The organism is Streptomyces sp. NPDC047017, from assembly GCF_040644175.1.
Taxonomy (GTDB): domain Bacteria; phylum Actinomycetota; class Actinomycetes; order Streptomycetales; family Streptomycetaceae; genus Streptomyces.
Genome location: NZ_JBEYVW010000004.1, coordinates 373,587 through 398,290, shown reverse-complemented (window position 1 = coordinate 398,290; position 24,704 = coordinate 373,587). Strand labels below are relative to the sequence as shown.

Genomic DNA, 24,704 nt, shown 5'->3' with positions numbered 1-24,704 from the left:
CAGGGAGTTCCCCGGCCGATCAAGGGGTGTGCCGGGGATCACCACTTCAGGGCGCTGCTCCGCGGCCGTAGATTTCGGGTCGTCGCCGCGAGCCGCGGGACGAGCCCCGGAGAAACGGAAGCAGCAGACGATGACCACCGCCCCCACGGCCCCAGCCACCTCCACCCCGACCCCCGCCACCGCGGCCACCACCTCTGCCACCTCTGCCACCGCGGCCACCACCTCTGCCACCGCGGCCACCACCTCTGCCACCGCGGCCACCACCTCTGCCACCGCGGCCACCACCCCTGCCGTCGCCGCCCACCCCGTTCTGCGGGTGCCGCCCGCCGCCCCGGCCGAGGCCGCCGGGTACTTCCGGGCGAGCCTCGCCTTCCACGCCGACGTGTCCGACGTCGCCGCCGCGCTCGCGGCCGGCGGCGACACCGGGTTCGTCCTGCTCGACTCCCGCTCCACCGAAGCTTGGGACCAGGGGCACGTCCCCGGCGCGCTGCACCTGCCCACCGCGCTGATCCCCGAGCGGGCCGAGGAGCTGCTGGACCGGTCCGTCCCGGTGGTCACCTACTGCTGGGGCCCCGGCTGCGACGGCGCCACCCGCGCCGCCCTCGCCCTCGCCGAACTCGGCTACCGGGTCAAGGAGATGCTCGGCGGCTTCGAGTACTGGGTGCGTGAGGGCTTCGCGTACGAGACCTGGGAGGGCGAGGACCGCCGGACCGCGGACCCGCTGACCGCACCGGCCGAGGGCGACGACTGCGGCTGCTGATCCACCAGGGCCGACACCGGAAACAGGGGGGTGCGGGGGCGGCCGCGTACGACCGCCCCCGCACCCCCCTACCGGGTCAGAGCTGTGACAGCTCGTCCAGGAGATCGTCCAGGCCCAGCGACCCCTGGGAGAGGGCCGCCATGTGCCACGCCTTCGCGTCGAACGCGTCGCCGTGCCGCTCGCGGGCGTTCTCCCGGCCCAGCAGCCAGGCCCGTTCGCCCAGCTTGTAGCCGGTCGCCTGGCCGGGCATCGACAGATAGCGGACCAGCTCGCTCTCCACGAAGTCAGCCGGCCGGCTGCTGTGCGCGGCGAAGAACTCCTGCGCCAGCTCCGGCGTCCAGCGCTCACCCGGGTGGAACGGCGAGTCCGCCGGGATCTCCAGCTCCAGGTGCATGCCGATGTCGACGATGACCCGGGCGGCGCGCATCATCTGCGCGTCCAGGTAGCCGAGCCGCCGCTCCGCGTCCGTGAGGAAGCCCAGTTCGTCCATGAGGCGTTCCGCGTACAGGGCCCAGCCCTCGGCGTTGGCGCTGACGATGCCCACCGTCGCCTGGTAGCGCGAGAGGTCGTCCGCCACGTGCGCCCACTGGGCGAGCTGGAGGTGGTGGCCGGGGACGCCCTCGTGGTACCACGTCGACACGAGGTCGTACACCGGGAAGCGGGTCTGGCCCATGGTCGGCAGCCAGGTCCGGCCCGGACGCGAGAAATCCGCGGACGGCGCGGTGTAGTAGGGGGCCGCGGCGCCGCCGGGGGGCGCGATGCACGACTCCACCCGCCGTACCCGCTCGGCCAGTTCGAAGTGGGTGCCGTCCAGCGCCTCGATCGCCTCGTCCATCAGGCCCTGCAGCCAGTCGCGGACCTCGTCCACGCCCTCGATGTGCGTGCCGTGCTCATCCAGGTGGGCGAGCGCCACCCACGGGGTCTCGGCGCCCGGCAGGACCTTCTCGGCCTCCTTCTTCATCTCGCCGAGCAGCCGGTGGAACTCCGACCAGCCGTACGCGTACGCGTCGTCCAGGTCCAGGTCCGTGCCGTTGAAGAAGCGGGAGAAACGCGCGTAGCGCTCGCGGCCCACCGTGTCCGGGGCGCCCTGCACCGCCGGCGCGTACACGTCGCGCATCCAGTCCCGCAGCTCGACGACGGCCGCGGTCGCGGTCGCCGCCGCCTCGTCCAGCTCACCGCGCAGCGCCTCGGGCCCGGCCGCGGCGAACTCCTCGAACCAGCCGCGGCCCCGGCCGTCCGTGTCCGACCACTCGGTGAGCTGCCCGATGAAGGTCTCCGTCGGCCGCGGGCCTCCGTACAGCTTGCGCTCCAGGCCCAGGGCCAGGGACTCGCGGTAGCCGCGCAGCGCCTGCGGTACGGCGCGCAGCCGCTCGGCGACGGCGGCCCAGTCCTCCTCGGTGTCGGTGGGGTTGAGGGTGAAGGCCTCGCGCACCGAGTGCACCGGGCTGTGGATGTTGCTGACCGCGCGCAGGCCCTCGTCGGCCTCGTGCACGGCGAGTTCCGCGGTGAGCCGCTCCCGCAGCAGGCGCGCGCACCGGCGCTCGGCCTCACTGTCCGCGCCGGGGCGGCGCTCGGCCTCCGCCAGCCGCGCCAGGGTGGTGCGCGCCAGCTCCGCGAGCGCCTCCTGCCCGGCGGGCGAGGTGTCGGGCAGCTTGCTGGAGCTCTCCTTCACACCGAGGTACGTGCCGGTGACCGGGTCGAGGGCGATGAGATCGTCGACGTAGGCGTCGGCGACCTGGCGGGGCAGCGGGCTGTTGGTCGTCTTTGACATGCGGCCCATCCTCGTACGAGGACGCGGCCCGCGTCAGCCCGGAATACCGGCCCGCGAACCGCCCCGCGTCCGGTATCCAGTCGTTCCGTCCGATATCCGGCTGGTGTCGGGCCGGTATCCGGCCGGAGCCCCGCCCGCGGCCGACCGGATTTCGCTCAGGGCGTTCCCGTCCCGGTTCCCGATCCCGGCCCCGTTCCTGCCCCCGACCCCGTTCCTGCCCCCGACCCCGTTCCGGCTCCTGGCCCCGGCCCCGGCCCCGAGCCCGGCCCCGGCCCCGAGCCCGGCCCCGGCCCCGATCCCGGCCCCGGCCCCGAGCCCGGCCCCGGCCCCGAGCCCGGCCCCGGCCCCGAGCCCGGCCCCGGCCCCGAGCCCGGCCCCGGCCCCGATCCCGGCCCCGGCTCCGTCCTCCTGCCGGGCGGCAGCAGCGGGCCGCAGTCCCACTGCTGGAAGATCAGCCGGGTCTCCACCCGGGCCACCTCCCGCCGGGAGGTGAACTCGTCCAGCACCAGCCGCTGCAGATCCGCCATGTCCGCGACCGCCACATGGACGAGGTAGTCGTCAGGGCCGGTCAGATGGAACACCGTCCGCGACTCCGGCAGCGCCCTGATCCGCTCCACGAACGGCCCCACCAGCTCCCGGCGGTGCGGCCTGACCTGCACCGACAGCAGCGCCTGGAGGCCGCGCCCCAGCTTGGCCGGATCGAGGCGCAGCTGATGGCCGAGGATGACGCCAGAGCGGCGCAGCCGGGTCACCCGGTCCAGGCACGTCGACGGCGCCACGCCGATCTGCGCGGCGAGATCGCGGTAGGTGATCCGGGCGTCGTTCTGCAGCAGCCGCAGCAACTGGAGGTCCACCGGATCCAGTACGACGGATTCCGACATCTGCCGAACGTAACACGGAGACCGAGCCCGACGCCCCGGCCGGTGTTCACCCTACGGTCATGGACACGCCCTTGGACTCAGCGAGCACGTCCGCGTACGACGCCGTACGCCCCGCACCCCGCGCACTGGCCACCGAGGCCGTGCACGCCGGCCGCGAGGACCTCGCCCGGCAGGGACTGCACGCCCCGCCGATCGACCTGTCCACCACCTACCCCTCCTTCGACAGCCGGGCCGAGGCCGCCCGCATCGACGCCTTCGCCGCCGACGGCGCCGAACTCGACGGCCCCCCGGTCTACGCGCGGCTCGGCAATCCGACCGTCTCCCGCTTCGAGACCGCGCTCGCCCGGCTGGAGGGCACCGAGTCCGCGGTCGCGTTCGCCAGCGGAATGGCCGCGCTCAGCGCGGTCCTCCTCGCCCGCTCCGCCATGGGCCTGCGGCACGTCGTGGCGGTACGCCCCCTGTACGGCTGCAGCGACCACCTGCTGACCGCAGGACTGCTCGGCTCCGAGGTGACCTGGACCGACCCGGCCGGGATCAGCGACGCGCTGCGCCCGGACACCGGTCTGGTGATGGTGGAGTCCCCGGCCAATCCGACCCTGGCCGAGGTCGACCTGCGGGCCGTCGCCCACTCGTGCGGGTCGGTGCCCCTGCTCGCCGACAACACCTTCGCCACGCCGGTGCTCCAGCGCCCGGCCGAGCAGGGCGCCCGGCTGGTGCTGCACAGCGCCACCAAGTACCTGGGCGGGCACGGTGACGTGATGGCCGGCGTGGTCGCCTGCGACGAGGAACTCGCCGGGCGGCTGCGGCAGGTGCGGTTCGCCACCGGCGGCGTCCTGCATCCGCTCGCCGGGTACCTGCTGCTGCGCGGCCTGTCCACCCTGCCGGTGCGGGTGCGGGCCGCCTCCGCGACCGCCGCCGAACTGGCCGCCCGGCTGGCGGCCGACCCGCGGATCGCCCGCGTGCACTACCCGCGCATCGGCGGTGCCATGGTCGCCTTCGAGGTGCACGGCGACCCGCACGCCGTCATCGGCGGGGTCCGCCTGATCACCCCCGCCGTGAGCCTCGGCAGCGTCGACACGCTGATCCAGCACCCCGCCTCCATCAGCCACCGCATCGTGGACGCGGCGGACCGGCGCGGCGCCGGCGTCAGCGACCGGCTGCTGCGGATGTCGGTCGGCCTGGAGGACGTCGAGGACCTCTGGGCGGACCTGGACGCGGCACTCGGCCGGCACCACCGGCGACCGCCCGCGGTCAAGGGCCTGCACGAGGCGATGAACTGAGCTGAACTGAGCGGAGGCACAAGGAAGAGGCACAAGGAAGGAAGAGGGGGGGAGGGGCGGCAGAAGTCCGGCGGCCCGGTGCTCGCGCCCGGACCGCCCCGCGGTGGCCCCCGTCAGCCGCGTTCGCGCACGCCGGGACCGTCGCACTCCTCCCGCCGGCTGTCGTACGGCAGCCGTGAGGCGACCGGTGTCGCGTCCAGGCGGGCCGTGACCACCAGGGTGCCCTCCTCGATCTGGTAGTCCAGCGGCAGGCCGAGGCCGCGCATGGCGGCGACCATGCCGGTGTTGGACGCCTGGGTCACGGCGTAGACGCTGGCGCAGCCCGCCTCCACGGCCATCGTCACCAGCCGGCCCAGGAGTTGGGCGCCGACGCCGCGCCGCTGCCAGTCGTCCTCCACCAGCAGCGCGACCTCGGTCTCGTCGCCGTCCCACAGCAGATGGCCGAGGCCGATGATCCGCCCCGAGGCGGTCTGCGCGGCGAGCGTCCGTCCGAAGCGGGGGCTCAGCAGGTGGTTCAGATAGCGGTCGGCGTCACCGGCCGGCCCGTGGTAGCGCAGGGCCAGTGTCCGCGGCGAGCACCGGTCGTGCATCCGCCGGGCCGCGGGCAGGTCGCCGGTGTCGGCGCGGCGCACGGTGATCGCGTCGCCCGCCGGGAGCGTCAGCACGTCCTGGCTGCGCGGGATGCGCGGGCCGAGCCGGGTGTCCAGCTCGACCAGTGCCCGGGCCCGCGCGAACTCGGTGGGCGTGAACGGCAGGTACGGCCGCTCGACGGTGATCACGCCGCCCTCCGGCGCCCGCAGCCGCAGCACCGTGTCCTCGAGCACCCCTTCGGCCGGCACCGGCTCGGGCCCCCGGCCGCCGCCCGCCGGCCGGGCCGGCAGCGAACGGATGGTGCAGCGCCCCAGCAACTGGCGCAGGGCCAGCGGCAGTTCCGCCGTGTCCAGCGCGGTGCGCGCGGCCAGCCCCAGGACCCGTGTGGGCGCGTCGACCAGATCGTGCGCGTCGGCCCGCTCGATCCAGGTGTCGCTGCCGCCGGCCGCGGCGACCGAACGGGTCAGCTCCGCCGCCTCGATGCCGCCCGGGGCGCGCAGCAGGAACTCGTCCACCGTGCCCTGGGCCAGCGGATGCGTCTGCAGGCTGAGGATGTCCACGCCCCGGCCGGCCAGCGCCGCGCAGAGCGAGGCCAGCGACCCCGGTTCGTCCCGCACCGTCGTCCGCATCCGCCACAGGGCACTGGGCCCGGACGTCTCCTCGCCCGCCCCGCCCGCCCCGGAGGAGGAGTGCGGGGCGGAGGCGGACGGCCCGGCCTGCCGCCGGACGGCGGCGCGCGGCCGGGCACCGGTATCCTCCGCCGGAGGCGCGTGGCCGTGGCGCCGTGCCCACCAGGTGTGGAACCCGGCCGTCGCCAGCAGCGCCACCGCCGAGACCAGCAGCAGTCCCGGTCCGTCCGGGCCGTGCCCGATCAGGTTCGCCACGCCGTCCGCCACCGCGACCGCCGTGAACAGCGCGGCCAGCTCGACCACGTCACGCCGCCAGTGGTGCACGGGGCGCCCGTGCTTCGTCCGTGTCACATCAGACATCGCTCGACTCATGCAGCCACTGTGGAGGAGGGGTGTTGCCTGATCGCGAACGCCCTGTGACTTACTGGTAAAGAGCGGATCTGCGCGCTTTGCGGCCCTTACGGCCTTTGCCGCGCCATGGATCGGCGCGGCGGTGCCGCGCGCCAGGGGATGACGCCGGTGCGCGGCACCGGTCAAGAGAGTACGGGAGTCACTGCCCGACCCGCCCCGGCCGCAGCGCCCGCGTGAACAGGACCGTGCCGTCCTGCTCGCGCAGCCGGACCGTCAGCTCCCCGCTGTCGCCGTCGATGTCGACCTCGCCGAAGAACTGGTAGCCCTCGGCGGGCGAGACGTTGGCGGCGGCCGGCGCCTTGACGAACACCCGGTCGGGGCCGAACGTGCCGTCCAGCGCGCTGGCCGGGAAGGCGCCCGCGTTCAGCGGACCGGAGACGAACTCCCAGAACGGCTCGAAGTCCTTGAACGCCGCCCGTGAAGGGTCGTAGTGCTGGGCCGAGGTGTGGTGGACGTCCGCCGTCAGCCACACCGTGCCGGTGATCCGGCGGTGCTTGACGAACCGCAGCAGTTCGGCGATCTGCAGTTCGCGGCCGAGCGGCGCGCCGGGGTCGCCCTGCGCGACGGCCTCGAAGTTCGGCCGGCCCTCGACCGGGTCGGGTACCACCAGGCCCAGCGGCATGTCGGCGGCGATCACCTTCCACACCGCCCGGGACCGGGCCAGCTCCCGCTTGAGCCACTCCAGCTGCTCGCGGCCGAGGATGCCCTGCGGATCGCTCTGCTGGTCGTCGGGCGAGTTGGCGTCGCGGTAGGTCCGCATGTCGAGCACGAACACGTCGAGCAGCGGCCCGTGGTGGTGGACGCGGTAGATCCGGCCGTCGGGGCGGCCGCTGAGGGTGGAGACCGGGAAGTACTCGGAGAAGGCCCGCCGGGCGCGCGACGCCAGGTCGTCGAGCCGGGTGCCGGCCGGGTAGGGCGTGCCGGAACCGATGACCTCGCCCGGGTACCAGTTGTTGCGGACCTCGTGGTCGTCCCACTGGATGATTCCGGGCACCTGGGCGTTGAACCGGCGCAGGGCCGCGTCCAGCAGGTTGTAGCGGAAGTTGCCGCGGAAGTCGGCCAGCGAGACGGCGACGTGCGACTTCTCCTCGGTGGTGACGCTGCGGTAGAGGCTGCCGTCCGGGAGCGCGGCGGTCGCCGCGATCGGGCCGTCGGCGTAGATGTTGTCGCCGCTGCACAGGAAGAAGTCCGGGTCCAGCTTGGCCATGGCGTCGAAGATGCGGTAGCCGCCGATCAACTCGTTGATGCCCCAGCCCTGTCCGGCCAGGTCACCGGACCACACGAACCGCACGCCCCGGCGGCGTCGCGCGGGCGCGGTGCGGAAGGTGCCGTACGCCGGTTCGCCGGTGCGGCGCGGGTCGTCCGAGTCGCAGAGCAGCACGCGGTAGTGGATCTGCTCGCCGGCCGGCAGTCCGTGCAGCCGGGCGGTGCCCGTGAAGTCGGTGCCGGAGCCGAGCAGCGGGCCGTGCCACCTGCGGGGGTTGCGGAACGACTCGGTGGCGGACGTCTCGACGGTCATCCGGGCCGGGCGGTCCGCGCGCACCCACACCAGGCCCGAGTCGGTGGTCACGTCGCCCGCCTGCACGCCCCAGTCCGCCCGGGGGCGGCCGGACAGGGCGAGCGCCGGTGCCGCGCCGAGCGCGCCGGGCAGGGTGAGGGCCGCCGACGCGGCCAGCGAGCCGCGCAGCACGCTGCGGCGGCCGGGGAAGGGACGGTGGGGACGGTGGGACATGGGAGGCGCCTCCATGGACGGGGTCCGGCCGGTGTTCGCCGCCCACACCTACTGGTGCGGCGCGGCGCGCACGGAAACCACGAGTGAACACACGCCCCGCCGCCGGGCGTGCCAGGCACCGCCCGCCCGCGCCGACTCGACCCGTCAACCCCCCACCCGACCCGTCAACCCCCCACCCGACCCGTCAACCCCCCACCCGGCCCGCCAACTCACCACGCGACCCGTCAACCCGCCGCCCCACCCGTCAACCCGCCGCCCGCGCCATCAGCCGTACGCCTTCACGGAGCCGCGCGGGTGACAGGTGCGCGTACCCGAGGACGAGCGACACGCCGCCCTCCGGCGCGCCACCGGTACCCCGCACGCGCGCGTGCGGGCTTTCGACCGGCAGCAGCCCGCACCCGGTCGCCGCCTGGCCCCCCACGCGCGCGTGCGGGCCCCCGGCCCTCCCCACCGCCCCCTCCGTGCCGTCCGCGCCGCCCGCGTGCCGGTACGCCGTCAGGGTGCGCACCGCGACCCCGGCCTCGTCCACGCGCGCGAGGAACCGCTGCTCGGGACCGCAGCGCGCGGGCAGTTCGGCGATCAGGTGCAGGCCCGCGGCGATCCCGGACAGCCGGACCCCGGGGAAGTGCTCCTCCAGCGCGGCGACGAGCGCGTCCCGGCGCTCCCGGTAGGCGCGCTGGCAGCGGCGCAGTTGCCGGTCGTAGTCGCCCCGCTCGATGAAGTGGGCGAACAGCGCCTGGTCGACGGTGGGATGGCCGAGGTCCATGGTGCGCTTGCGTTCGACGACCTCGTCGGCCAGCGCGTCGGGCACCAGCAGCCAGCCCAGCCGCAGTCCCGGCGCCAGCGACTTGCTCACCGACCCCGCGTAGACGACGCGTTCCGGGTCCAGGCCCTGGAGGGCGCCCACGGGGGCGCGGTCGTAGCGGAAGTCGCCGTCGTAGTCGTCCTCGAAGACGAAGCCGTCCACCGACCGGGCCCACTCCAGCAGTCCGGCGCGGCGCCGCGCGGAGCAGGCGATGCCGGTGGGGAACTGGTGGGCCGGGGTCGTCACCACGGTCCGTACACCGGACCGGCGCAGCGGCTCCAGGGCGGGACCCTCGGCGTCCAGCGGCAGCGGCACGGTGGCGATGCCCGCCGAGGCGTACAGGGCGCTGTGCTGCGGGCTGCCGGGGTCCTCCACGCCGACCAGCCGGGTCCCGCGCGCGTACAGCACCGAACCGAGCAGGCAGGTGGCCTGCGCCACCCCCGAGACGACCACGATCCGCTCGGGGTCCGCGACGACCCCGCGGCGGCGGGCCAGCAGTCCGGCCAGCGCCGTGCGCAGCCGGGGCAGCCCGCGCGGGTCCGGGTATCCCAGGTCGTGGTGGGGGAGGTCCGCAAGGACGGAGCGGTGCGCGGCGGCCCAGGCGGCGCGCGGGAACAGCGACAGGTCCGGGGTGCCGGGCACGAAGTCCGCGCGGGTGCCCGGCGGGCGCGGCGCGAGGTCCCGCGCGCGCGTGGGCGCGGCCCGGACGGCACCGCCCACCCAGGTCCCGGCGCCGCGCCCGCTGCGCAGGTACCCCTCCGCCGTCAGCTGCTCGTACGCCTCGGTGACCAGCCCCCGCGACACGCCGAGGTCGGCCGCGAGGTCACGGCTGGAGGGCAGCCGCGTGCCCGGCGCGAGCCGGCCCGAGCGGACCGCCTCGCGCAGCGCCGCCTGCAAGGCACGGCCACGCGCGCGTGCGGGCGCCGCCGCGGCCGGCAGCAGCAGCTCCCAGGCGGCCGTGCCGGACAGGCCCGTCGGATTGGTCCCCGATGATGTCATGGAAGTGGACCTTAAACCGGGCCGCCGGACTCCCTAGCGTCGCTGCCATGAACGCCACCACCTCGCGCGGCGCGCTGCTCGCCGCGTTCGCCTGCGTCCTCGTCGGAGGATCCTTCACCGCCAACAGCGTCCTCGGCCACTACCCCTACGCGGGCGGCCAGTTCCTGCGCTACGGCCTGGCCTGCCTGCTGCTCCTGCCGCTCGCCGGACCCGGCGCTGCCGCCCGGCTGCGGCGGCTCACGCCCCGCCGGTGGGCGCGGCTCGCGCTGCTCGCCGCGGTGGGCATGGTCGGCTTCAACCTGGCGATCCTGGCCGCCGAGCGCTCCGCCGAACCGGCCGTGCCCGGCGTCTTCGTGGGCTGCGCCCCGGTGGTCGTCGCGGTCGTGGTGCCGCTGCTGGAACGCCGCCGCCCGCAGCGGGCCGTGCTGTACGGCGCCTCGCTGGTCGCCGTGGGCGCCCTGACCGTGCAGGGCTGGGGCCGGACCGACGGTGCCGGGATCGCCTTCTCCGCCTGCGCGCTGGCCGGCGAGGTCGGTTTCGCGGTCCTCGCGGTGCCGGTGCTGCGCCCGCTCGGGCCCCGGCTGCTGTCCGCCGCGGTGTCCGGCGTCGCCGCCGTGGAGGCGGCGGCCGCCGGGGTCCTGCTGGACGGCTCCTCCTGGCTGCGCCGCCCGGACGCGGGCGAGGCCGCGGCGCTGCTGTGGCAGGCGGCGGTCGTCACCGTGATCGGCTTCGTGTGCTGGTACATGGGGATGCAGCGGATCGGCGCCGAGCGCGCCACCCTCTTCTCCGGTCTCATCCCCGTCGCGGCGGCCTGCTCCGCCCCGTTCGTCGGCACCGGCTCCTACGGACCGGCCCAGGCCGCGGGCAGCGCCCTGGTGGGCGCCGGGGTCGCCCTGGGCTCGGGGGCGCTGCGGCGGCCCGGACGGAGGTCAGCGGCTGCCGTCGAGGATCACCCGTGCGACCAGCGCCGGGTCGTCGTTCATCGGGACGTGCCCGCAACCGGGCAGCCGCACCAGCCGGGCCTGCGGGATGACCCGCTTGGCGCGCACCCCCTGGCGGCGCAGCAGCAGCCGGTCCCTGGCGCCCCAGGCCACGGTGACCGGGACGCCCGGTATGTCGTCCGCGAACCGGACGCCGATGCCCGCCCGGAGGGTCTCCTCGAACCCGGTGGCCTGCGCCAGGGCCAGCGTCTCGGCGACCACGGCCTCGGGTGAACGCCGGGCCGGGTGCGCGTAGATGGTGCTCGTCAGCACGGTGCGGCCGGCGGCCGTCCGCGAGAGGCGCTCGACCAGCGGCAGCGGCGTCCGGCGGGCCGTCGACCGCATCGCCTGGAGCACACCGAACGCGTAACGGCGTTCGGACTCGGTCCAGAAGCCGGCCGGGGACAGCGCCGTGACGGAGCGGGCGAGCTTCTCGCGGCCCAGCTCCAGGGCGAGCAGGCCCCCCAGGGAGTTGCCGGCCACGTGCGGCCGCTCGATCTCCAGGGCCTCGCACAGGGCGGCCAGGGCGGCGTTCATCGTCGGCAGGTCGTGCCGCAGCCCGTCGGGCAGCGCGGGCGAGGCGCCGAAGCCGGGCAGGTCCACGGCGATCACGTCCCGCTCGCCCGCCAGCAGGTGGATCACCGGGTCCCAGGCCTGCCGGTGGTGCCCGATGCCGTGCAGCAGGAGCAGCGGCTCACCGCTGCCCACGCGCGCGTAGGACAGGGTCACGGTCCTGGGGCCGTGCGCGGCGGGGACCGGGAAGGAGACGGTGGTCGACATGGGTGCTCCTCGTCGGGATTCACTGACGGACGCCGAGTAGACAGCTTGTCAGCAATTACTACCGCCGGGTAGCCCCCGGGTGTGCCGGAAGCCCCCGCCCGCTCCAGGGCGGGGGCTTCGCCGTCATGTCGCGAATGCGACGGTGCGCGAACTTCGCGTGAACGCTGTGCGCGGCGGCGTCCGGGCGCCCCGGGAACGTCGATGATTGGTCTTGACCAAGGGGGAGGGCGGCCCTATGGTCGCAGAGAAGTACAACAACCTTTAATAAACAAGGGCGCTAAAACGCCGCCGGACCACGGCGATTGCGGAGGACAGGGTGGGGACCACGCAGCTCGAATCGGTGCCGGAGCCCAAGTACTGGCATCTGAAGACCGTACTCAGTGAGGCCCTGGACTCGGAGTTCTCGGTCGGCGAGGTCCTGCCCAACGAGCGGGATCTGGCCGCCCGCTTCGGCGTGGCCCGCGCGACCCTCCGCCAGGCCCTCGAACAGCTCGAACTGGAAGGCAGGCTCCAGCGCCGCCGCGGCGTCGGCACCACCGTCGCCCCGCCGCGCGTGGGCGTCGCCGTCGGCACCGAGCAGGACGCCTGGCCGGGCGCGGCCGGCGATGCCTGGCACCCCGCGGACTGCGAGCGGACGACCCCGCCGGCGGCCGTCGCCGACACTCTCGGCCTCGGTCGCGAGGAGACCGTGCACACGGTGCGCCGCTCCCGGGTGAGCCACGGCCAGCCCGTCGCGGCCGAGCTGCTCTACATCCCGGCGTCCTCGGTGCCCGACCTGACCGCGATCGACGCGCCCTCCGGACCGGCACGCGCGCGCGCCGTGCTGCGCGAGCTGCACCGGCTGGACCTGGACGGCCAGGAGCGGGCCGTCGAACTCGGCTCGGCCCGCGCGGACGTCGCCAGGGAACTGGACCGGCTGCCTGGCGCCCCCGTCCTCGTCGTCACCACCCGCTTCGTGGCCGAGGGCCGCACCGCGGCGCTCTCCGTGGCCACCTACCGCGCGGACACCTGCCGACTCACCTTCGGGGACTCGGGCGGCGTGGAGATCCACCACGGACCCGAGCGCCAGGCGTCCTGACCGCCGGCCGGCCACCGGCGCCGGCGGGTGACGGCCACGAACGCGGGGCGCCGCACACCGGAGGCGCCCCGCTCCATGGCGAGCACCCCGCCCTGCGGTGAGCGCCCCGCCCTGCGGTGAGCGCCCCGCCCTGCGGTGAGCGCCCCGCCCTGCGGTGAGCGTCCCGCACCCGCGCCCCGGTCTCACCGCCGGGACGTCACCGTGCTCTCCACCGCGAACAGCTGCTCCTCCACATGGTCGAGGGCCAGCCGCAGGGCGCCGGTCGCCACGGCCGCCTCGCCGAGCAGCGAGAGGGTCACCTGCGGGGGGCGCAGGCAGTAGCGGGCCAGTTCGCGCCGCAGCGGCTCCAGTACGCCGTCCAGGCCGGCCGCCCAGCCGCCGACCACCACCAGCTCCGGGTCCAGGGCCAGCGCCAGCGCCGCCACGTCGTGGACGAGCCGCTGGATGAAGCGCTCCATGGCGGCCAGCGCCTGCCGGTCGCCCTCGCGGGCCTGGGCGAACACCGCCGCCACCGCCTGCTCGTCCAGCGGGTGCAGCGGCTGGTCCGTGGTGGACAGCAGCGTCTCGGGGGTCTCGCCCCGCCCCAGCAGGTGCAGCGCGCCGATCTCGCCCGCGGCCCCGCCGAACCCGCGGTGCAGCCGGCCGCCGATCAGCGCACCGGCGCCCGGACTCAGCCCCGCCATCACCATCACCACGTCGTCGGAGTCCTTGGCGGCGCCCTTCCAGTGCTCGGCGACCGCGGCGGCATTGGCGTCGTTCTCGACCAGCACCGGGCACTTGAAGGAACGGCTCAGCCGCTCGCCCAGGTGCAGTCCCGTCCACCCGGGCAGCGCGGTGCCCAGGCGGACGACGCCGCCCGCCTCGACGATCCCGGGCGTGCCGACCCCGACGGCCCGCAGGGAGCTGCGCGGCACGCCGGCCCGGCGCAGCAGTTCGGCCACCGCCGTCCGCAGCCGTTCCAGGCGCTCGTCCGCGTCGGCGGCCTCGTCGACCTCCTTGGCCTGGGCGCCGAGCACCCGGCCGTCCAGATCGGCGAGCAGCGCGGCGACCCGGTGCGGGCCGATCTCCAGGCCGAGCAGATGCCCGGCCTCCGCCCGGAACCGGAACCGCCGCGCCGGGCGTCCCTGTCGCCGGGCGGCCCCTTCCTCGGCCGCCTGTTCGACGACGAGGCCCGCCTCGATGAGATCCTCGACGACGCCCTCGACCGTGGGCCGGGACAGCCCGGTCACCCGGGTGATCTCCGTGAGCGTCGCGCGGTCGGTGGCACGCAGCGCGTGCAGCACCACCGCGGAATTGATCCTTCGCAGCAGCGAGGGGTCCCCGCCGGTCAGCCGCCCCAACGTCCGTCCTCCCAGCTCGTGCGCGTGTTGGGCGGATCGTACTCGGCGCGGGCCGGGGCGGCGAGCGCCGGGATGCCGGCAGCGCGCCCGGGCCGGCACCGGCCCTTCGCGGGTCGCAGTCGCCACCGCCCACCGGCCACCACCGCCCACCGGCCACCACCGCCCACCGGCCGCCGCCGCTGGCCCGGCCACCGTCCGTCGCCACCGGCCGGTGTCCCCGGGCGGGCCGCCGCCTGACGCCCCGCCAATTGTCAGTGGTGGCCGGTTTACTGGAACGCATGGACATCGCGAAGGCGCTCGCCGTGATCGAGCGGCTGTGCTCCGGGCCGCTTCCCGCCGGGCCCGCAGGAGCCGGTACCGGCGTCGGCACGGCCGGACCCGGCTACCGCATAGCCGAGTTGGCGACGAGCGAGGACTTCTGGGAGGACGACGGCACCCGGCGCGAGGAGACGGCGGAGCAGTACGCATGCGACCGGGACGCACTGGCGCAGCGGCTGGCCGAGCGCTGGGGGCCGCCCCAGGTCTTCAGCCTGTACAGCGTGCTCGACCGGACCGTGCGCGGGGAGGAGGTGGCACAGCCGTGGGCCGCCCTGAGCGGCCATGTGCCCGACGTGCAGCTGTGGCGGTCGGAGCCGACCGGCCGGTGGACAGCGCTCGGCGTCTCCCAGTGGGACAAGGAGCTGCCGTTCCAGCTGCTCGCCGTCGTCACGGACATGGACCCGCCGTGACCCGTCAGCCGGCCTCCGCCGCCGTCCGCAGCCGGGCGAACTCGTGCGCCATGGTCTCGGCGGTCCAGTGCGCGTTGAGCCCGCTCGGATTGGGCAGCACCCACACCCGGGTGTCCCCGATCACCCGGTCCTGCGGCCCCACCCGCGCCTTGCGGTCCTCGAAGGCCGCCCGGTACGCGGTCACGCCGACCACGGCCAGCCACCGCGGCCGCAGCCGCGCCACCTTCAGCGCCAGCGTCCGGCCGCCCTCGCGGTACTCCTCGGGCGCCAGCTCGTCGGCGCGCGCGGTCGGCCGGGCCACCACGTTCGTGATGCCGAGACCGTACGACGGCAGTGCGTCCTGCTCGGCGGGGAGCAGCAGCCGGGGGGTGAACTCCGACCGGTGCAGCACCGGCCAGAACCGGTTGCCCGGGCGGGCGAAGTGGTGGCCCGTCGCGGCCGACAGCAGACCGGGGTTGATACCGCAGAACAGCACGCGCAGGCCGTCCGCGACCACGTCCGGCACCGGACGGTCGCGGGCGGCCTCCAGCTCCGCGCGGGTGAACCGGGTCAGAGGATCGCCCCCGGGGCGTACGCGGCGGCCTGCGGGTGCCGCTCGATGACCTCCTCGATCCGGGCGACGACCGCGGCGACCTGATCGGCGGCGGCGCCGGTGAAGGACAGCTTGTCGGCCATCAGCTCGTCCAGTTGCGCGCGGTCGAGCGGGAGGCGCTCGTCGGCGGCGAACTTGTCGAGCAGGTCGTTGCGCTCGGCACCCTGCTCCCGCATGGCGAGCGCGGTGGCGACGGCGTTCTCCTTGATGGCCTCGTGGGCGGCCTCGCGGCCGACACCGGCGCGCACCGCGCCCATCAGCACCTTGGTGGTCGCCAGGAACGGCAGGTAGCGGTCCAGCTCACGGGCGACCACCGCGGGGAAGGCGCCGAACTCGTCGAGCACCGTCAGGAACGTCTCCAGCAGCCCGTCCAGCGCGAAGAACGCGTCCGGCAGCGCGACCCGGCGCACCACCGAGCAGGACACGTCGCCCTCGTTCCACTGGTCGCCGGCCAGCTCGCCGGTCATCGACGCGTACCCGCGCAGGATCACCATGAGGCCGTTGACGCGCTCGCAGGAGCGGGTGTTCATCTTGTGCGGCATCGCGGAGGAGCCGACCTGGCCCGGCTTGAAGCCCTCGGTGACCAGCTCGTGCCCGGCCATCAGCCGCACTGTCCTGGCCACCGAGGACGGGGCCGAGGCCAGCTGCACCAGGGCGGTGACGACCTCGTAGTCCAGGGAGCGCGGGTAGACCTGGCCGACCGAGGTGAACGCCTGCGCGAAGCCGAGGTGGCCCGCGACGCGCCGCTCCAGCTCGGCGAGCCTGCCCGCGTCGCCGCCCAGCAGGTCCAGCATGTCCTGGGCCGTGCCGACCGGGCCCTTGATGCCGCGCAGCGGGTAGCGGCCGAGCAGTTCCTCGACGCGCCCGTACGCCACCAGCAGCTCGTCGGCCGCGGTGGCGAAGCGCTTGCCGAGGGTGGTGGCCTGCGCGGCCACGTTGTGCGAGCGGCCGGCCATGACCAGCTCGGCGTACTCCGCCGCGAGCCGGCCCAGCCGGGCCAGCACGGCCACCGTGCGGTCGCGCACCAGCTCCAGGGAGAGCCGGATCTGCAACTGCTCGACGTTCTCCGTCAGGTCCCGGGAGGTCATGCCCTTGTGCACCTGCTCGTGCCCGGCGAGGTCGTTGAACTCCTCGATCCGCGCCTTCACGTCGTGCCGCGTGACCTTCTCGCGCTCGGCGATCGAGGCCAGGTCGACCCGGTCGAGGACGCGCTCGTAGTCGGCGATCGCCTCGTCGGGGACCTCGATCCCGAGATCCTTCTGGGCGCGCAGCACGGCGAGCCAGAGCTGCCGCTCCAGCCTCACCTTCTGCTCGGGCGACCAGAGCGTGGCGAGCTCGGCGGAGGCGTAGCGTCCGGCGAGGACGTTCGGGATACGGGGCTTTGCGGGCGCAGCAGTCACGTGCACCGAGTCTACTGGCGATTCGTGCAGGCCAGCGCCACGGGGGTGTTCGTCGGAAGCTACGAGCGCGGAGAAGCCGTGAGGGCGGCGACCCTGGAGGGCGCATACGCCGTCGACGCCGGCCTGGTGCTACACCTGCCCGGCGTCGGCCGCGGCGGGAGCGTCCCCGTAGGGCAGCAGGTCGGGCCGCTTGGGCGGACGGCCGTCCCCGGAGGAGCGGCCGGTCAGGCGCCTGCCTATCCAGGGCAGCAGGTGCTGCCGGGCGAAGCGGGCGTCCGCGGCCCGGCGGGCCGCCCAGCCCGGCGGCACGGTCGTCGGCATCGGCGTGTGCCACTCGGTGTCCTCGGGCGCGTACCCGAGGGACTGCCACACCGCCTCCGCGACCCGGCGGTGGCCCTCGCCCGTCAGGTGCAGCCGGTCCATGTCCCACAGGCGCGGATCGGCCAGCGAGGGCGCGCCGTACAGGTCGACGACCAGGGCGCCGTGCCGCTCGGCCAGCGCGTCGACGCAGGCGTACAGCTCCTCCATGCGCGGCCGGAACCGTTCCAGGACGGGGCCCTGGCGGCCGGGGCTGCGCATCAGCACGAGCTGCCCGCACGACGGCGCCAGCCGCTCCACCGCCTCCGTCAGCAGGCTCCGCACCCGCCCCATGTCGCACTTGGGGCGCAGCGTGTCGTTCAGGCCGCCCACCAGCGTCACCACGTCGGCCTTCATGGCCGCCGCGACCGGGACCTGCTCGTCCACGATCTGCCCGATGAGCTTGCCGCGCACGGCCAGGTTGGCGTAGCGGAAGCCGGGGGAACGAGCGGCCATCCGGGCCGCCAGGAGGTCGGCCCAGCCCCGGTAGGAGCCGTCGGGCAGCAGGTCCGACATGCCCTCGGTGAACGAGTCGCCGACCGCGACCAGGCTGCTGTGTGTGGGATTCGTCTGCATGGCGTCAGCGATGGTATCCGGTGCCGACCCGCGCATACCAAGCGGTCGGTCCTGCCGTGGTACGGAGGGGACCGGCGCACGCAGATACGGCGAGGGCCGCCTCACACCCGCTGCCCGAACAGCTCCCGCAGCACGTCCTCCATCGTCACCAGACCGGCCAGCCGGCCGTCCGCGCCCAGCACCGCCGCCAGATGCGTACGGCTGCCGCGCATCGCGGTGAGCACGTCGTCCAGCGGCGTGCTCTCCCGGACCCGGGCGATGGGCCGCATGTCCCGCAGCCGGAACGGCTCGTCGTGCGGCGAGGCGTCCAGCGCGTCCTTCACATGGAGGTAGCCCACGATCCGGCGCCCCTCGTCGACCACCGGGAAGCGGGAGAAGCCGGACTCGGCCGACAGCCGCTCCAACTGCTCCGGAGTGACCCCGGGGCGGGCGTAGACGACCCGCTCCAGCGGGAGCACGACATCGCGCACCGGACGGCTGCCCAGCTCCAGCGCGTCGTGCAGCCGCTCCTGGGCGCGGTCGTCGATGAGACCGGCCTCGCCGGCGTCCTTGACGATCTCGGCCAGCTCGGTGTCCGTGAAGGTCGCCGACACCTCGTCCTTCGCCTCCACCCGCATCAGCTTCAGCAGGGCGTTCGCGAAGGTGTTCACCGTGAAGATCACCGGGCGCAGGGCCCGGGACAGCGCGACCAGCGGCGGCCCGAGCAGCAGCGCGCTGCGCACCGGCTCCGCGAGCGCGATGTTCTTCGGCACCATCTCGCCGAGCAGCATGTGCAGATACGTCGCCAGCGCCAGCGCGATCACGAAGGACACCGCGTGTCCCGCGCCCACGGGCACGCCCAGCGCGTGGAAGGCGGGCTCCAGCAGGTGCGCGATCGCGGGCTCGGCGACCACACCGAGCACCAGCGTGCACAGGGTGATGCCGAGCTGGGCCGCCGCCAGCAGGGCGGACACGTGCTCCAGGCCCCACAGCACGCTCCGCGCGCGCCGGTCGCCCTCCGCGCCCTCCTCCACGTACTGCTCGATCTGGCTGCGGCGCACCGAGATCAGCGCGAACTCGGCGCCGACGAAGAAGGCGTTGACGACCAGGGTCGCCAGACCGATCAGGATCTGTACGGCGGTCACCGGCCGGCCCTCTTCCTGTCGCTTCGGTGCTGGTCGCCCGGATGCTGGTCGCTCTGGTGCCGGTCGTTGTCGTGCCGGCCGTCCTGGTGCCGGTCGCCGGGACTCCCGGCGCGTGAGCGCTTGCCGCGCGGCGCGGCCGGGACGTCCGGCCGGTCGTCGAGCGGCGCGTGCAGCAGCACCCGCGCGGCCCGGCGCCCGCTCGCGTCCACCACGTCCAGCCGCCAGCCGGCGATCTGGAGGATGTCCCCGGTCTCCGGTATCCGGCCCAGCTCGGTGGCGACGAGCCCGGCGAGCGTCTCGTACGGCCCGTCCGGCACCCGCAGTCCCACGCGTGCCAGCCGGTCCACGCGGGCGGAGCCGTCGGCCGAGTACAGGGCGTGGCCCTCCGCGTCGGCGCCCGCCGGGGCGAGTTCCGGCGTCTCGTGCGGATCGTGCTCGTCGCGCACCTCGCCGACGACCTCCTCGACGATGTCCTCCAGCGTGGCCACACCCGCCGTGCCGCCGTACTCGTCGATGACGACCGCCATCGTCCGCCGGCCGGAAAGCCGGTCCAGCAGCCGGTCGACGGTCAGCGACTCGGGGACCAGCATCGGCTCGCGCATGATCTCCGAGACCCGCAGCTGGGTCCGCCGCCCGGCGGGCACCGCCAGGACGTCCTTGACATGCGCGGTGCCCACCACCGAGTCGAGGCTGCCCCGGTAGACGGGGAAGCGGGACAGCCCGGTCGCCCGGGTCGCGTTCGCCACGTCCTCGCAGGTGGCCTGCGCTTCGAGGGCGATGACCTGGACGCGCGGCGTCATCACGTGCTGCGCGGTCAGGTCGGCGAGGTTGAGTGTGCGCACGAACAGCTCGGCGGTGTCCGCCTCCAGGGCGCCCGCCTTCGCGGAGTGCCGGGCCAGCGCCGCCAGTTCCTGCGGGCCGCGCGCGGAGGCCAGCTCCTCGGCCGGCTCCACCCCGAGCCGGCGCACCACGCGGTTCGCCATGCTGTTGAGGTGGCTGATGAACGGGCGGAAGGCCGCGCTGAACCAGCGCTGCGGCGTGCCCACCCGCCGGGCGATCGCCAGCGGTGAGGAGATCGCCCAGTTCTTGGGCACCAGTTCGCCGACGACCATCAGGAAGACCGTGGACAGGGCGGTGCCCAGCACCAGGGCCACGGTGGTCGCCGTGGACCGCGAGAGGCCGAGCGCGCCGAGCGGCCCCGCGAGGAGCTTGGCGATCGACGGCTCGGCGAGCATGCCGACCACCAGATTGGTCACGGTGATGCCGAGCTGCGCGCCGGACAGCTGGAACGTCAGGTTCCGTACGGCCTTGAGGGCGCCGGCCGCGCCCCGCTCGCCCCGCTCGGCAGCCCGCTCCAGGGCACCGCGCTCCACGGTGGTCAGGGAGAACTCGGCCGCCACGAAGGCACCGCAGGCCAGCGACAGCAGTACCGCCACGAGCAGCAGGAGCACTTCGGTCATCGGTTCACCCCCGTCCCATGGTCGGACAGGGCACGGAGAATCGCGCGGTGGTGCCGGTGATGCCGGTGATGCGTACCGGGAGGCTCGCCCATGGGCGGACGCTCACAACCTTTCATGGAGGACCGAGTGCTCCCTCCAGGGTAAAGGACAGGCAAAAAACCTCCCGGGGTATCAGTCGGTGAGCGGCTTCACCCAGCGCCGCCAGTGCTCCTCGGGCGTGTACCCCGAAGCGCGCCAGGCCTGATGCGCGGTCTCGTTCCCGGTCAGCACCATCGCGTCCGCGCGCCGCCCGCCGAGCCGGGCGAACCGCTCCTCGGCGGCGGCCAGCAGCGCCGAGCCGACGCCCCGGCGCCGCCGGTCCGGGCGTACCGCCAGGCGGTACAGATGGCAGCGCCAGCCGTCGAAGCCCGCGATCACCGTGCCGACCAACTCGCCGGCGTCCTCCGCCAGCAGCAGCGCCCGCGGGTCCCGGGCGAGCAGTCGCCGCACCCCGTCCTGGTCGTCACTGATGCTCGTGCCCTCGGCGGCGGTCTTCCAGAACGCCAGGACAGGTTCGAGATCGTCGGCGGTCGCCGCCCGTATGCGCAGGTCGCTCATGCGGTGATCCCACCATGTGGGTCCGCGCCCCGAACGGAATTCCAGCATCCGGACGCGCCGGTCGCGCCGAATCCGGGTCATGGCCCGACCTGGTCCCTGGACCCGGACGCGGCCCCCGGAACTGACCCCGGCTCCTGCCCACCGGCCGGTCACCGCAGGACTCCACCGGCCGGTCACCGCAGGACCCCACCGGCCGGTCACCGCAGGACGCTCCTCCGCACCCGCCCTGCCCCGGCGGCCGCGTGCCCCGCCACACCTCGCCCGGCGACACCCTCACTCGTGCGCGATCGCCGCCAGCACGTTCATGCGGGACGCGCGCAACGCCGGCAGCAGGGCCGCCGCGACGCCCACCAGCGCCGAGCCGAGCACGACCGCGACGATCGTGCTCCAGGGGATCGCCAGCGCCCGCATGCCCTGAAGAGCCAGGACCCGCTGGGTGCACACGCCCCACACCAGTCCCAGGGCCAGCCCCAGGACCGCGCCGAACACCGCGATGACCACCGATTCCAGCCGGATCATCCGGCGCAGCTGCCGCCGGGACAGCCCGATCGCCCGCAGCAGCCCGATCTCCCGGGTCCGCTCCACCACCGACAGCGCCAGCGTGTTGACCACCCCGAGCACCGCGATGACGATGGCCAGCCCCAGCAGCGCGTAGACGAGGTAGAGCAGCACCGCGATCTGGTCATGCACCAGCTTCTTGTAGTCGGCCTGGTCGCGCACCTGCACGTTCGGATACGGGGCGAGGGCCTTCTCCAGCCGGGCGCGCAACGGTCCGGCGCCCGTGCCGGGGGCCGCGTTCACGTACAGGGCGGCGTCCTGGCCGCCGGGTACGTACCGGTCGAGGGTGCCGAGGCCGGTGTACAGCCCGCCCTGCAGGCCGAACCCCTCGGCCTGGTCCTGGTCGGTCAGGGCGCCCACGGTCAGCCCGCCCCGACGCCCGCCCTGGAACTCGGCGGGCAGCACGGTGCCCACCCGCACGCCGTGTTTCCGCGCGAAGTCCGCGTCCAGCGCCAGATGTCCGGCGGCCAGCGCCGAGGCGGTGTCCCCGGCCGCGTAGGAGAGGTGGGCGACCGCGTCCAGCGACCGGTCGTAGCCGGAGACGGCCGTCTCCACCCGCTTGCCGTCCGGCAGCCGCACCGCGACCGGCGCCAGCCGCTGCCGGACCAGGACGCCCGCGCCCGGGGTGGCTCGGACCGCGGCGGTGACCTCGGGCGGGAAGGGCAGGAACGTGCGGTTCTGCACGATGTAGTCGGCGCCGAGCGTCCGCTCGATCTGCCGGTCGATGGACCGGGTCATGGAGGCACTGGCCACGGACATCCCGCCGACCAGGGCCAGGCCCACCATCAGGGCGGCCGCCGTCGCCCCCGTCCGTCGCGGGTTGCGCAGGGCGTTGCGCTGGCTCAGCCGCCCCACCGGCCCGAACAGCGCCGGGAACGCCCCGCCCAGCACCCGGATCAGCGGACGCACCAGCAGCGGCCCCGCGGTCACGGTCGCCACCAGGGTCAGGACGACGCCGCAGCCCAGCAGCGCGACGGCGGTCGCCGTCCGGCCGGCGGCGGCGCAGCCCCCGAGCGCGGCCGCGCCGGCGGCGCCGACGACCGCGCCCGCCACCGCCCGCACCGTGAGCGGCCGCCCCACACCGGCGACCTCCGCGTCCGCCAGGGCCGCCATGGGGGAGACGGCCGCGGCGCGGCGGGCCGGGAGATACGCCGCCACGAACGTCACGGCGACACCGACGGCGTACGCCGCGACGGGCGTGACCCACCCGATGACCATGTCACCCGTCCGCAGCCGCATGCCGAAGGCGCTCAGCAGCCGGATGAGCCCGGCGGCGAGGCCGATGCCGGCCGCCAGGCCGAGTGTGGAGCCGACCAGGCCGAGCAGCACCGCCTCGGTCAGCACCGAGCGGCGCACCTGGCGCCGGTCGGCGCCCAGGGCACGCAGCAGCCCCAGCTCGCGGGTGCGCTGGGCGATCAGCATCGAGAAGGTGTTGACGATCAGGAAGACGCCGACCAGGACCGCGATCCCGGCGAAGCCGAGCATCACGTACTTGATGACCGCCAGGAAGGTGCCGAGGCTCGCGGCGGCCGACTTGGCCTGCTCGGCCGCCGTCCGCACGTCGTACGCCCCGCCGCCCACCGCCGCGGCGACCCGGCGCTTGAGCAGCGCGTCACCGACCCCCGGGGCCGCGTCGACCGAGATGGCGGTCGCGCGGGCCGTGGACCCGAGCAGCCGGGCCTGCGCGGCCGGCGTGTCGAGGTAGAGCAGTGTCGCGCCGGGGTTGGTGGTGGTGAACGTGGCGATCCCGGCCAGCCGCACCCGGAAGACGCCCGGCGGGGCCTGGACCGTCAGCGCGTCGCCGATGCGCAGGTGCTGGTGCGCCGCCGTGTCGGCGTCCAGCAGGGCCTCGCCGTCGCCGTGCGGGGCGTGCCCGGAGGTCAGTCTCGTGTCGCTGCGGCCGGCGGCCTCCCAGTTGCGGGCGACGGCGGGGGAGCCGCTGGTCAGGCCGACGGGACGGTTCCTGCTGTCGACCACCGCCACGTTCTCCACGACCGCGTCCACGTGGGTCGCCGCGACGCCCGGCACCCCGGCCAGCCGCCGGGCCAGCGCGGCGGGCAGTGTCGGGACGGCACCGGTCCGCACGGGCGACCGCAGATCCTGCCGGGGCGAGACCGTGACATCGGCGGCGGTCGAGGCGAAGAGCCGGTCGAAGGTGCGGGTGACGGTGTCGGAGAAGATCAGGCTGCCCGCGACGAAGGCCACGGACAGCAGCACGGCCAGGGCCGAGAGCAGCAACCGCCCCTTGTGCGCCAGGAAGCTGCGCAGGGTCGCCCGGAGCACGCCGTCAGGCCCCCTCGACGGCGGTGCCGTCCCCGTCCTGGAGCAGGGCACCGTCCTCGTCGAACGGGCTGCCGACCAGGCCGGGACCGGGACCCGTACTCGGGCCTTGGCTCGGACCAGGACCAGGACCAGGACCAGGAACGGGACCGGGACCGGGATCGGGACCGGAGCCGGGTGCCGGGCGGCCGTCGCCGGCGAACAGGCGCATGCGCTCCAGCACCGCCTCCGCCGTCGGCCGCTCCCGCTCGTCCACGATCCGGCCGTCCGCGAGATAGAGCACGAGATCGGAGTGGGCCGCCGCGCCCGGGTCGTGGGTGACCATGACGACCGTCTGCCCGAGGCCGTCCACGGCGTGCCGCAGGAAGCCGAGCACCTCCTGGCCGGACCGCGAGTCGAGATTGCCGGTCGGCTCGTCCGCGAAGATCAGCTCGGGCCGGGAGGCGAGCGCCCGCGCGCACGCCACGCGCTGCTGCTGTCCTCCGGAGAGCTGGGCGGGCCGGTGCCCCAGCCGGTCCTCCAGGCCCAGGGTGCCGATGACCTCCTCCAGCCACCGCTCGTCGGGCCGGCGGCCCGCGATGTCCATCGGCAGCGTGATGTTCTCCAGCGCGCTCAGCGTGGGGACGAGGTTGAACGACTGGAACATGAACCCGATCCGGTCCCGGCGCAGCCGGGTCAGCTCACGGTCCCCGAGCCCCGTGATCTCGGTGTCACCGATCCACACCTGTCCGGCCGAGACGGTGTCGAGCCCGGCCAGGCAGTGCATCAGAGTGGACTTCCCGGAGCCGGACGGGCCCATGACCGCGGTGAACCGGCCGCGGGCGATGCCCACGTCCACCGAGTCCAGGGCGAGCACGGCGGTCTCGCCCGTCCCGTACGCCTTGGTCAGACCGCGGGCGCGGGCCGCGGACCCATCGGCGGCCGGTGCCCGGCGCGGCGCGGCGGCAGGTGTGGGCACGGCGGCCTCCTCGGTGGTCCGTCGGACGGGAACGTCC

Annotated in this window: 18 protein-coding genes and 2 pseudogenes; 5 read left to right on the top strand and 15 right to left on the bottom strand. The window is 74.9% G+C overall.

The genetic code is table 11. The features are described from left to right. Positions 1 to 310 precede the first annotated feature (310 nt). Positions 311 to 760 carry a rhodanese-like domain-containing protein gene (locus tag ABZ858_RS09430; protein ID WP_361374535.1) on the top strand — a complete coding sequence of 150 codons (450 nt, stop codon included), beginning with the start codon at positions 311 to 313 and terminating at the stop codon, positions 758 to 760. A 76-nt stretch (positions 761 to 836) separates the two neighbouring features. Here ABZ858_RS09430 and ABZ858_RS09425 read toward each other — a convergent pair whose 3' ends face one another. Beyond that, positions 837 to 2,531: a DUF885 domain-containing protein gene (locus ABZ858_RS09425; RefSeq protein ID WP_361374357.1), complete on the bottom strand. Its 1,695-nt coding sequence runs from the start codon at positions 2,529 to 2,531 to the stop codon at positions 837 to 839. 413 nt (positions 2,532 to 2,944) lie between these two features. Then, a pseudogene (locus ABZ858_RS09420) lies at positions 2,945 to 3,412 on the bottom strand (Lrp/AsnC family transcriptional regulator); the annotation flags it as partial. Between the two features lie 71 nt (positions 3,413 to 3,483). Here ABZ858_RS09420 and ABZ858_RS09415 point away from each other — a divergent pair. Next, positions 3,484 to 4,692: a PLP-dependent transferase gene (locus tag ABZ858_RS09415; RefSeq protein WP_361374533.1), complete on the top strand. Its 1,209-nt coding sequence runs from the start codon at positions 3,484 to 3,486 to the stop codon at positions 4,690 to 4,692. 113 nt (positions 4,693 to 4,805) lie between these two features. Here ABZ858_RS09415 and ABZ858_RS09410 read toward each other — a convergent pair whose 3' ends face one another. From ABZ858_RS09410 to ABZ858_RS09400, 3 genes are all read right to left on the bottom strand, one after another. Then, a complete protein-coding gene (locus ABZ858_RS09410; RefSeq protein WP_361374355.1) occupies positions 4,806 to 6,272 on the bottom strand; it encodes a GNAT family N-acetyltransferase in 1,467 nt (488 codons plus the stop codon). Between the two features lie 190 nt (positions 6,273 to 6,462). Next, entirely contained in the window at positions 6,463 to 8,055 is a 1,593-nt protein-coding gene (locus ABZ858_RS09405) for an alkaline phosphatase D family protein (RefSeq protein ID WP_361374353.1), read from the bottom strand. Between the two features lie 244 nt (positions 8,056 to 8,299). Then, a complete protein-coding gene (locus ABZ858_RS09400) occupies positions 8,300 to 9,859 on the bottom strand; it encodes a PLP-dependent aminotransferase family protein (protein ID WP_361374351.1) in 1,560 nt (519 codons plus the stop codon). Here ABZ858_RS09400 and ABZ858_RS09395 point away from each other — a divergent pair. Then, positions 9,850 to 10,743: pseudogene (locus tag ABZ858_RS09395) on the top strand (EamA family transporter); the annotation flags it as partial. The gene ABZ858_RS09400 and the pseudogene ABZ858_RS09395 sit on opposite strands and share 10 nt — an antisense overlap. Positions 10,744 to 10,788: 45 nt before the next feature. Here ABZ858_RS09395 and ABZ858_RS09390 read toward each other — a convergent pair. Then, positions 10,789 to 11,619, bottom strand: a complete 831-nt coding sequence (locus ABZ858_RS09390; RefSeq protein ID WP_361374349.1) for an alpha/beta fold hydrolase — start codon at positions 11,617 to 11,619, stop codon at positions 10,789 to 10,791. A gap of 316 nt (positions 11,620 to 11,935) precedes the next feature. On the opposite strand from ABZ858_RS09390, the gene ABZ858_RS09385 reads away from it, so the two are divergent. After that, the gene (locus tag ABZ858_RS09385) at positions 11,936 to 12,697 is read left to right on the top strand and encodes a GntR family transcriptional regulator (RefSeq protein ID WP_361374347.1); all 762 of its coding nucleotides are present in this window, start codon (positions 11,936 to 11,938) and stop codon (positions 12,695 to 12,697) included. A 182-nt stretch (positions 12,698 to 12,879) separates the two neighbouring features. Here the strand turns inward: ABZ858_RS09385 and ABZ858_RS09380 are convergent, their stop codons facing one another. Beyond that, positions 12,880 to 14,037 carry an ROK family transcriptional regulator gene (locus ABZ858_RS09380; RefSeq protein ID WP_361374345.1) on the bottom strand — a complete coding sequence of 386 codons (1,158 nt, stop codon included), beginning with the start codon at positions 14,035 to 14,037 and terminating at the stop codon, positions 12,880 to 12,882. Between the two features lie 278 nt (positions 14,038 to 14,315). On the opposite strand from ABZ858_RS09380, the gene ABZ858_RS09375 reads away from it, so the two are divergent. Beyond that, positions 14,316 to 14,765: a hypothetical protein gene (locus ABZ858_RS09375; RefSeq protein ID WP_361374343.1), complete on the top strand. Its 450-nt coding sequence runs from the start codon at positions 14,316 to 14,318 to the stop codon at positions 14,763 to 14,765. A 4-nt stretch (positions 14,766 to 14,769) separates the two neighbouring features. On the opposite strand, the gene mug is transcribed toward ABZ858_RS09375, so the two are convergent. The 8 genes from mug to ABZ858_RS09335 all read right to left on the bottom strand — a co-directional run bounded on the left by mug (position 14,770) and on the right by ABZ858_RS09335 (position 24,667). Further along, positions 14,770 to 15,270, bottom strand: a complete 501-nt coding sequence (gene mug / locus ABZ858_RS09370; protein WP_361374341.1) for a G/U mismatch-specific DNA glycosylase — start codon at positions 15,268 to 15,270, stop codon at positions 14,770 to 14,772. A gap of 44 nt (positions 15,271 to 15,314) precedes the next feature. After that, the gene (purB, locus tag ABZ858_RS09365; RefSeq protein ID WP_361374339.1) at positions 15,315 to 16,757 is read right to left on the bottom strand and encodes an adenylosuccinate lyase; all 1,443 of its coding nucleotides are present in this window, start codon (positions 16,755 to 16,757) and stop codon (positions 15,315 to 15,317) included. A gap of 129 nt (positions 16,758 to 16,886) precedes the next feature. Next, complete coding sequence (locus tag ABZ858_RS09360; protein WP_361374337.1) at positions 16,887 to 17,690, bottom strand: SGNH/GDSL hydrolase family protein; 804 nt, start codon at positions 17,688 to 17,690, stop codon at positions 16,887 to 16,889. Positions 17,691 to 17,791: 101 nt separating this feature from the next. Next, positions 17,792 to 18,814, bottom strand: coding sequence for a hemolysin family protein (locus ABZ858_RS09355; RefSeq protein ID WP_361374335.1), 1,023 nt, complete (start codon positions 18,812 to 18,814; stop codon positions 17,792 to 17,794). Continuing rightward, positions 18,811 to 20,274, bottom strand: a complete 1,464-nt coding sequence (locus tag ABZ858_RS09350; RefSeq protein ID WP_361374333.1) for a hemolysin family protein — start codon at positions 20,272 to 20,274, stop codon at positions 18,811 to 18,813. The genes ABZ858_RS09355 and ABZ858_RS09350 overlap by 4 nt, the downstream gene beginning before the upstream one ends. Before the next feature lie 171 nt (positions 20,275 to 20,445). Next, on the bottom strand, positions 20,446 to 20,871 hold the full coding sequence (locus ABZ858_RS09345; RefSeq protein WP_361374331.1) for a GNAT family N-acetyltransferase: 426 nt from the start codon (positions 20,869 to 20,871) through the stop codon (positions 20,446 to 20,448). A gap of 273 nt (positions 20,872 to 21,144) precedes the next feature. Then, a complete protein-coding gene (locus ABZ858_RS09340; protein WP_361374329.1) occupies positions 21,145 to 23,712 on the bottom strand; it encodes an ABC transporter permease in 2,568 nt (855 codons plus the stop codon). Between the two features lie 4 nt (positions 23,713 to 23,716). Further along, a complete protein-coding gene (locus ABZ858_RS09335) occupies positions 23,717 to 24,667 on the bottom strand; it encodes an ABC transporter ATP-binding protein (protein ID WP_361374327.1) in 951 nt (316 codons plus the stop codon). Positions 24,668 to 24,704 lie beyond the last annotated feature (37 nt).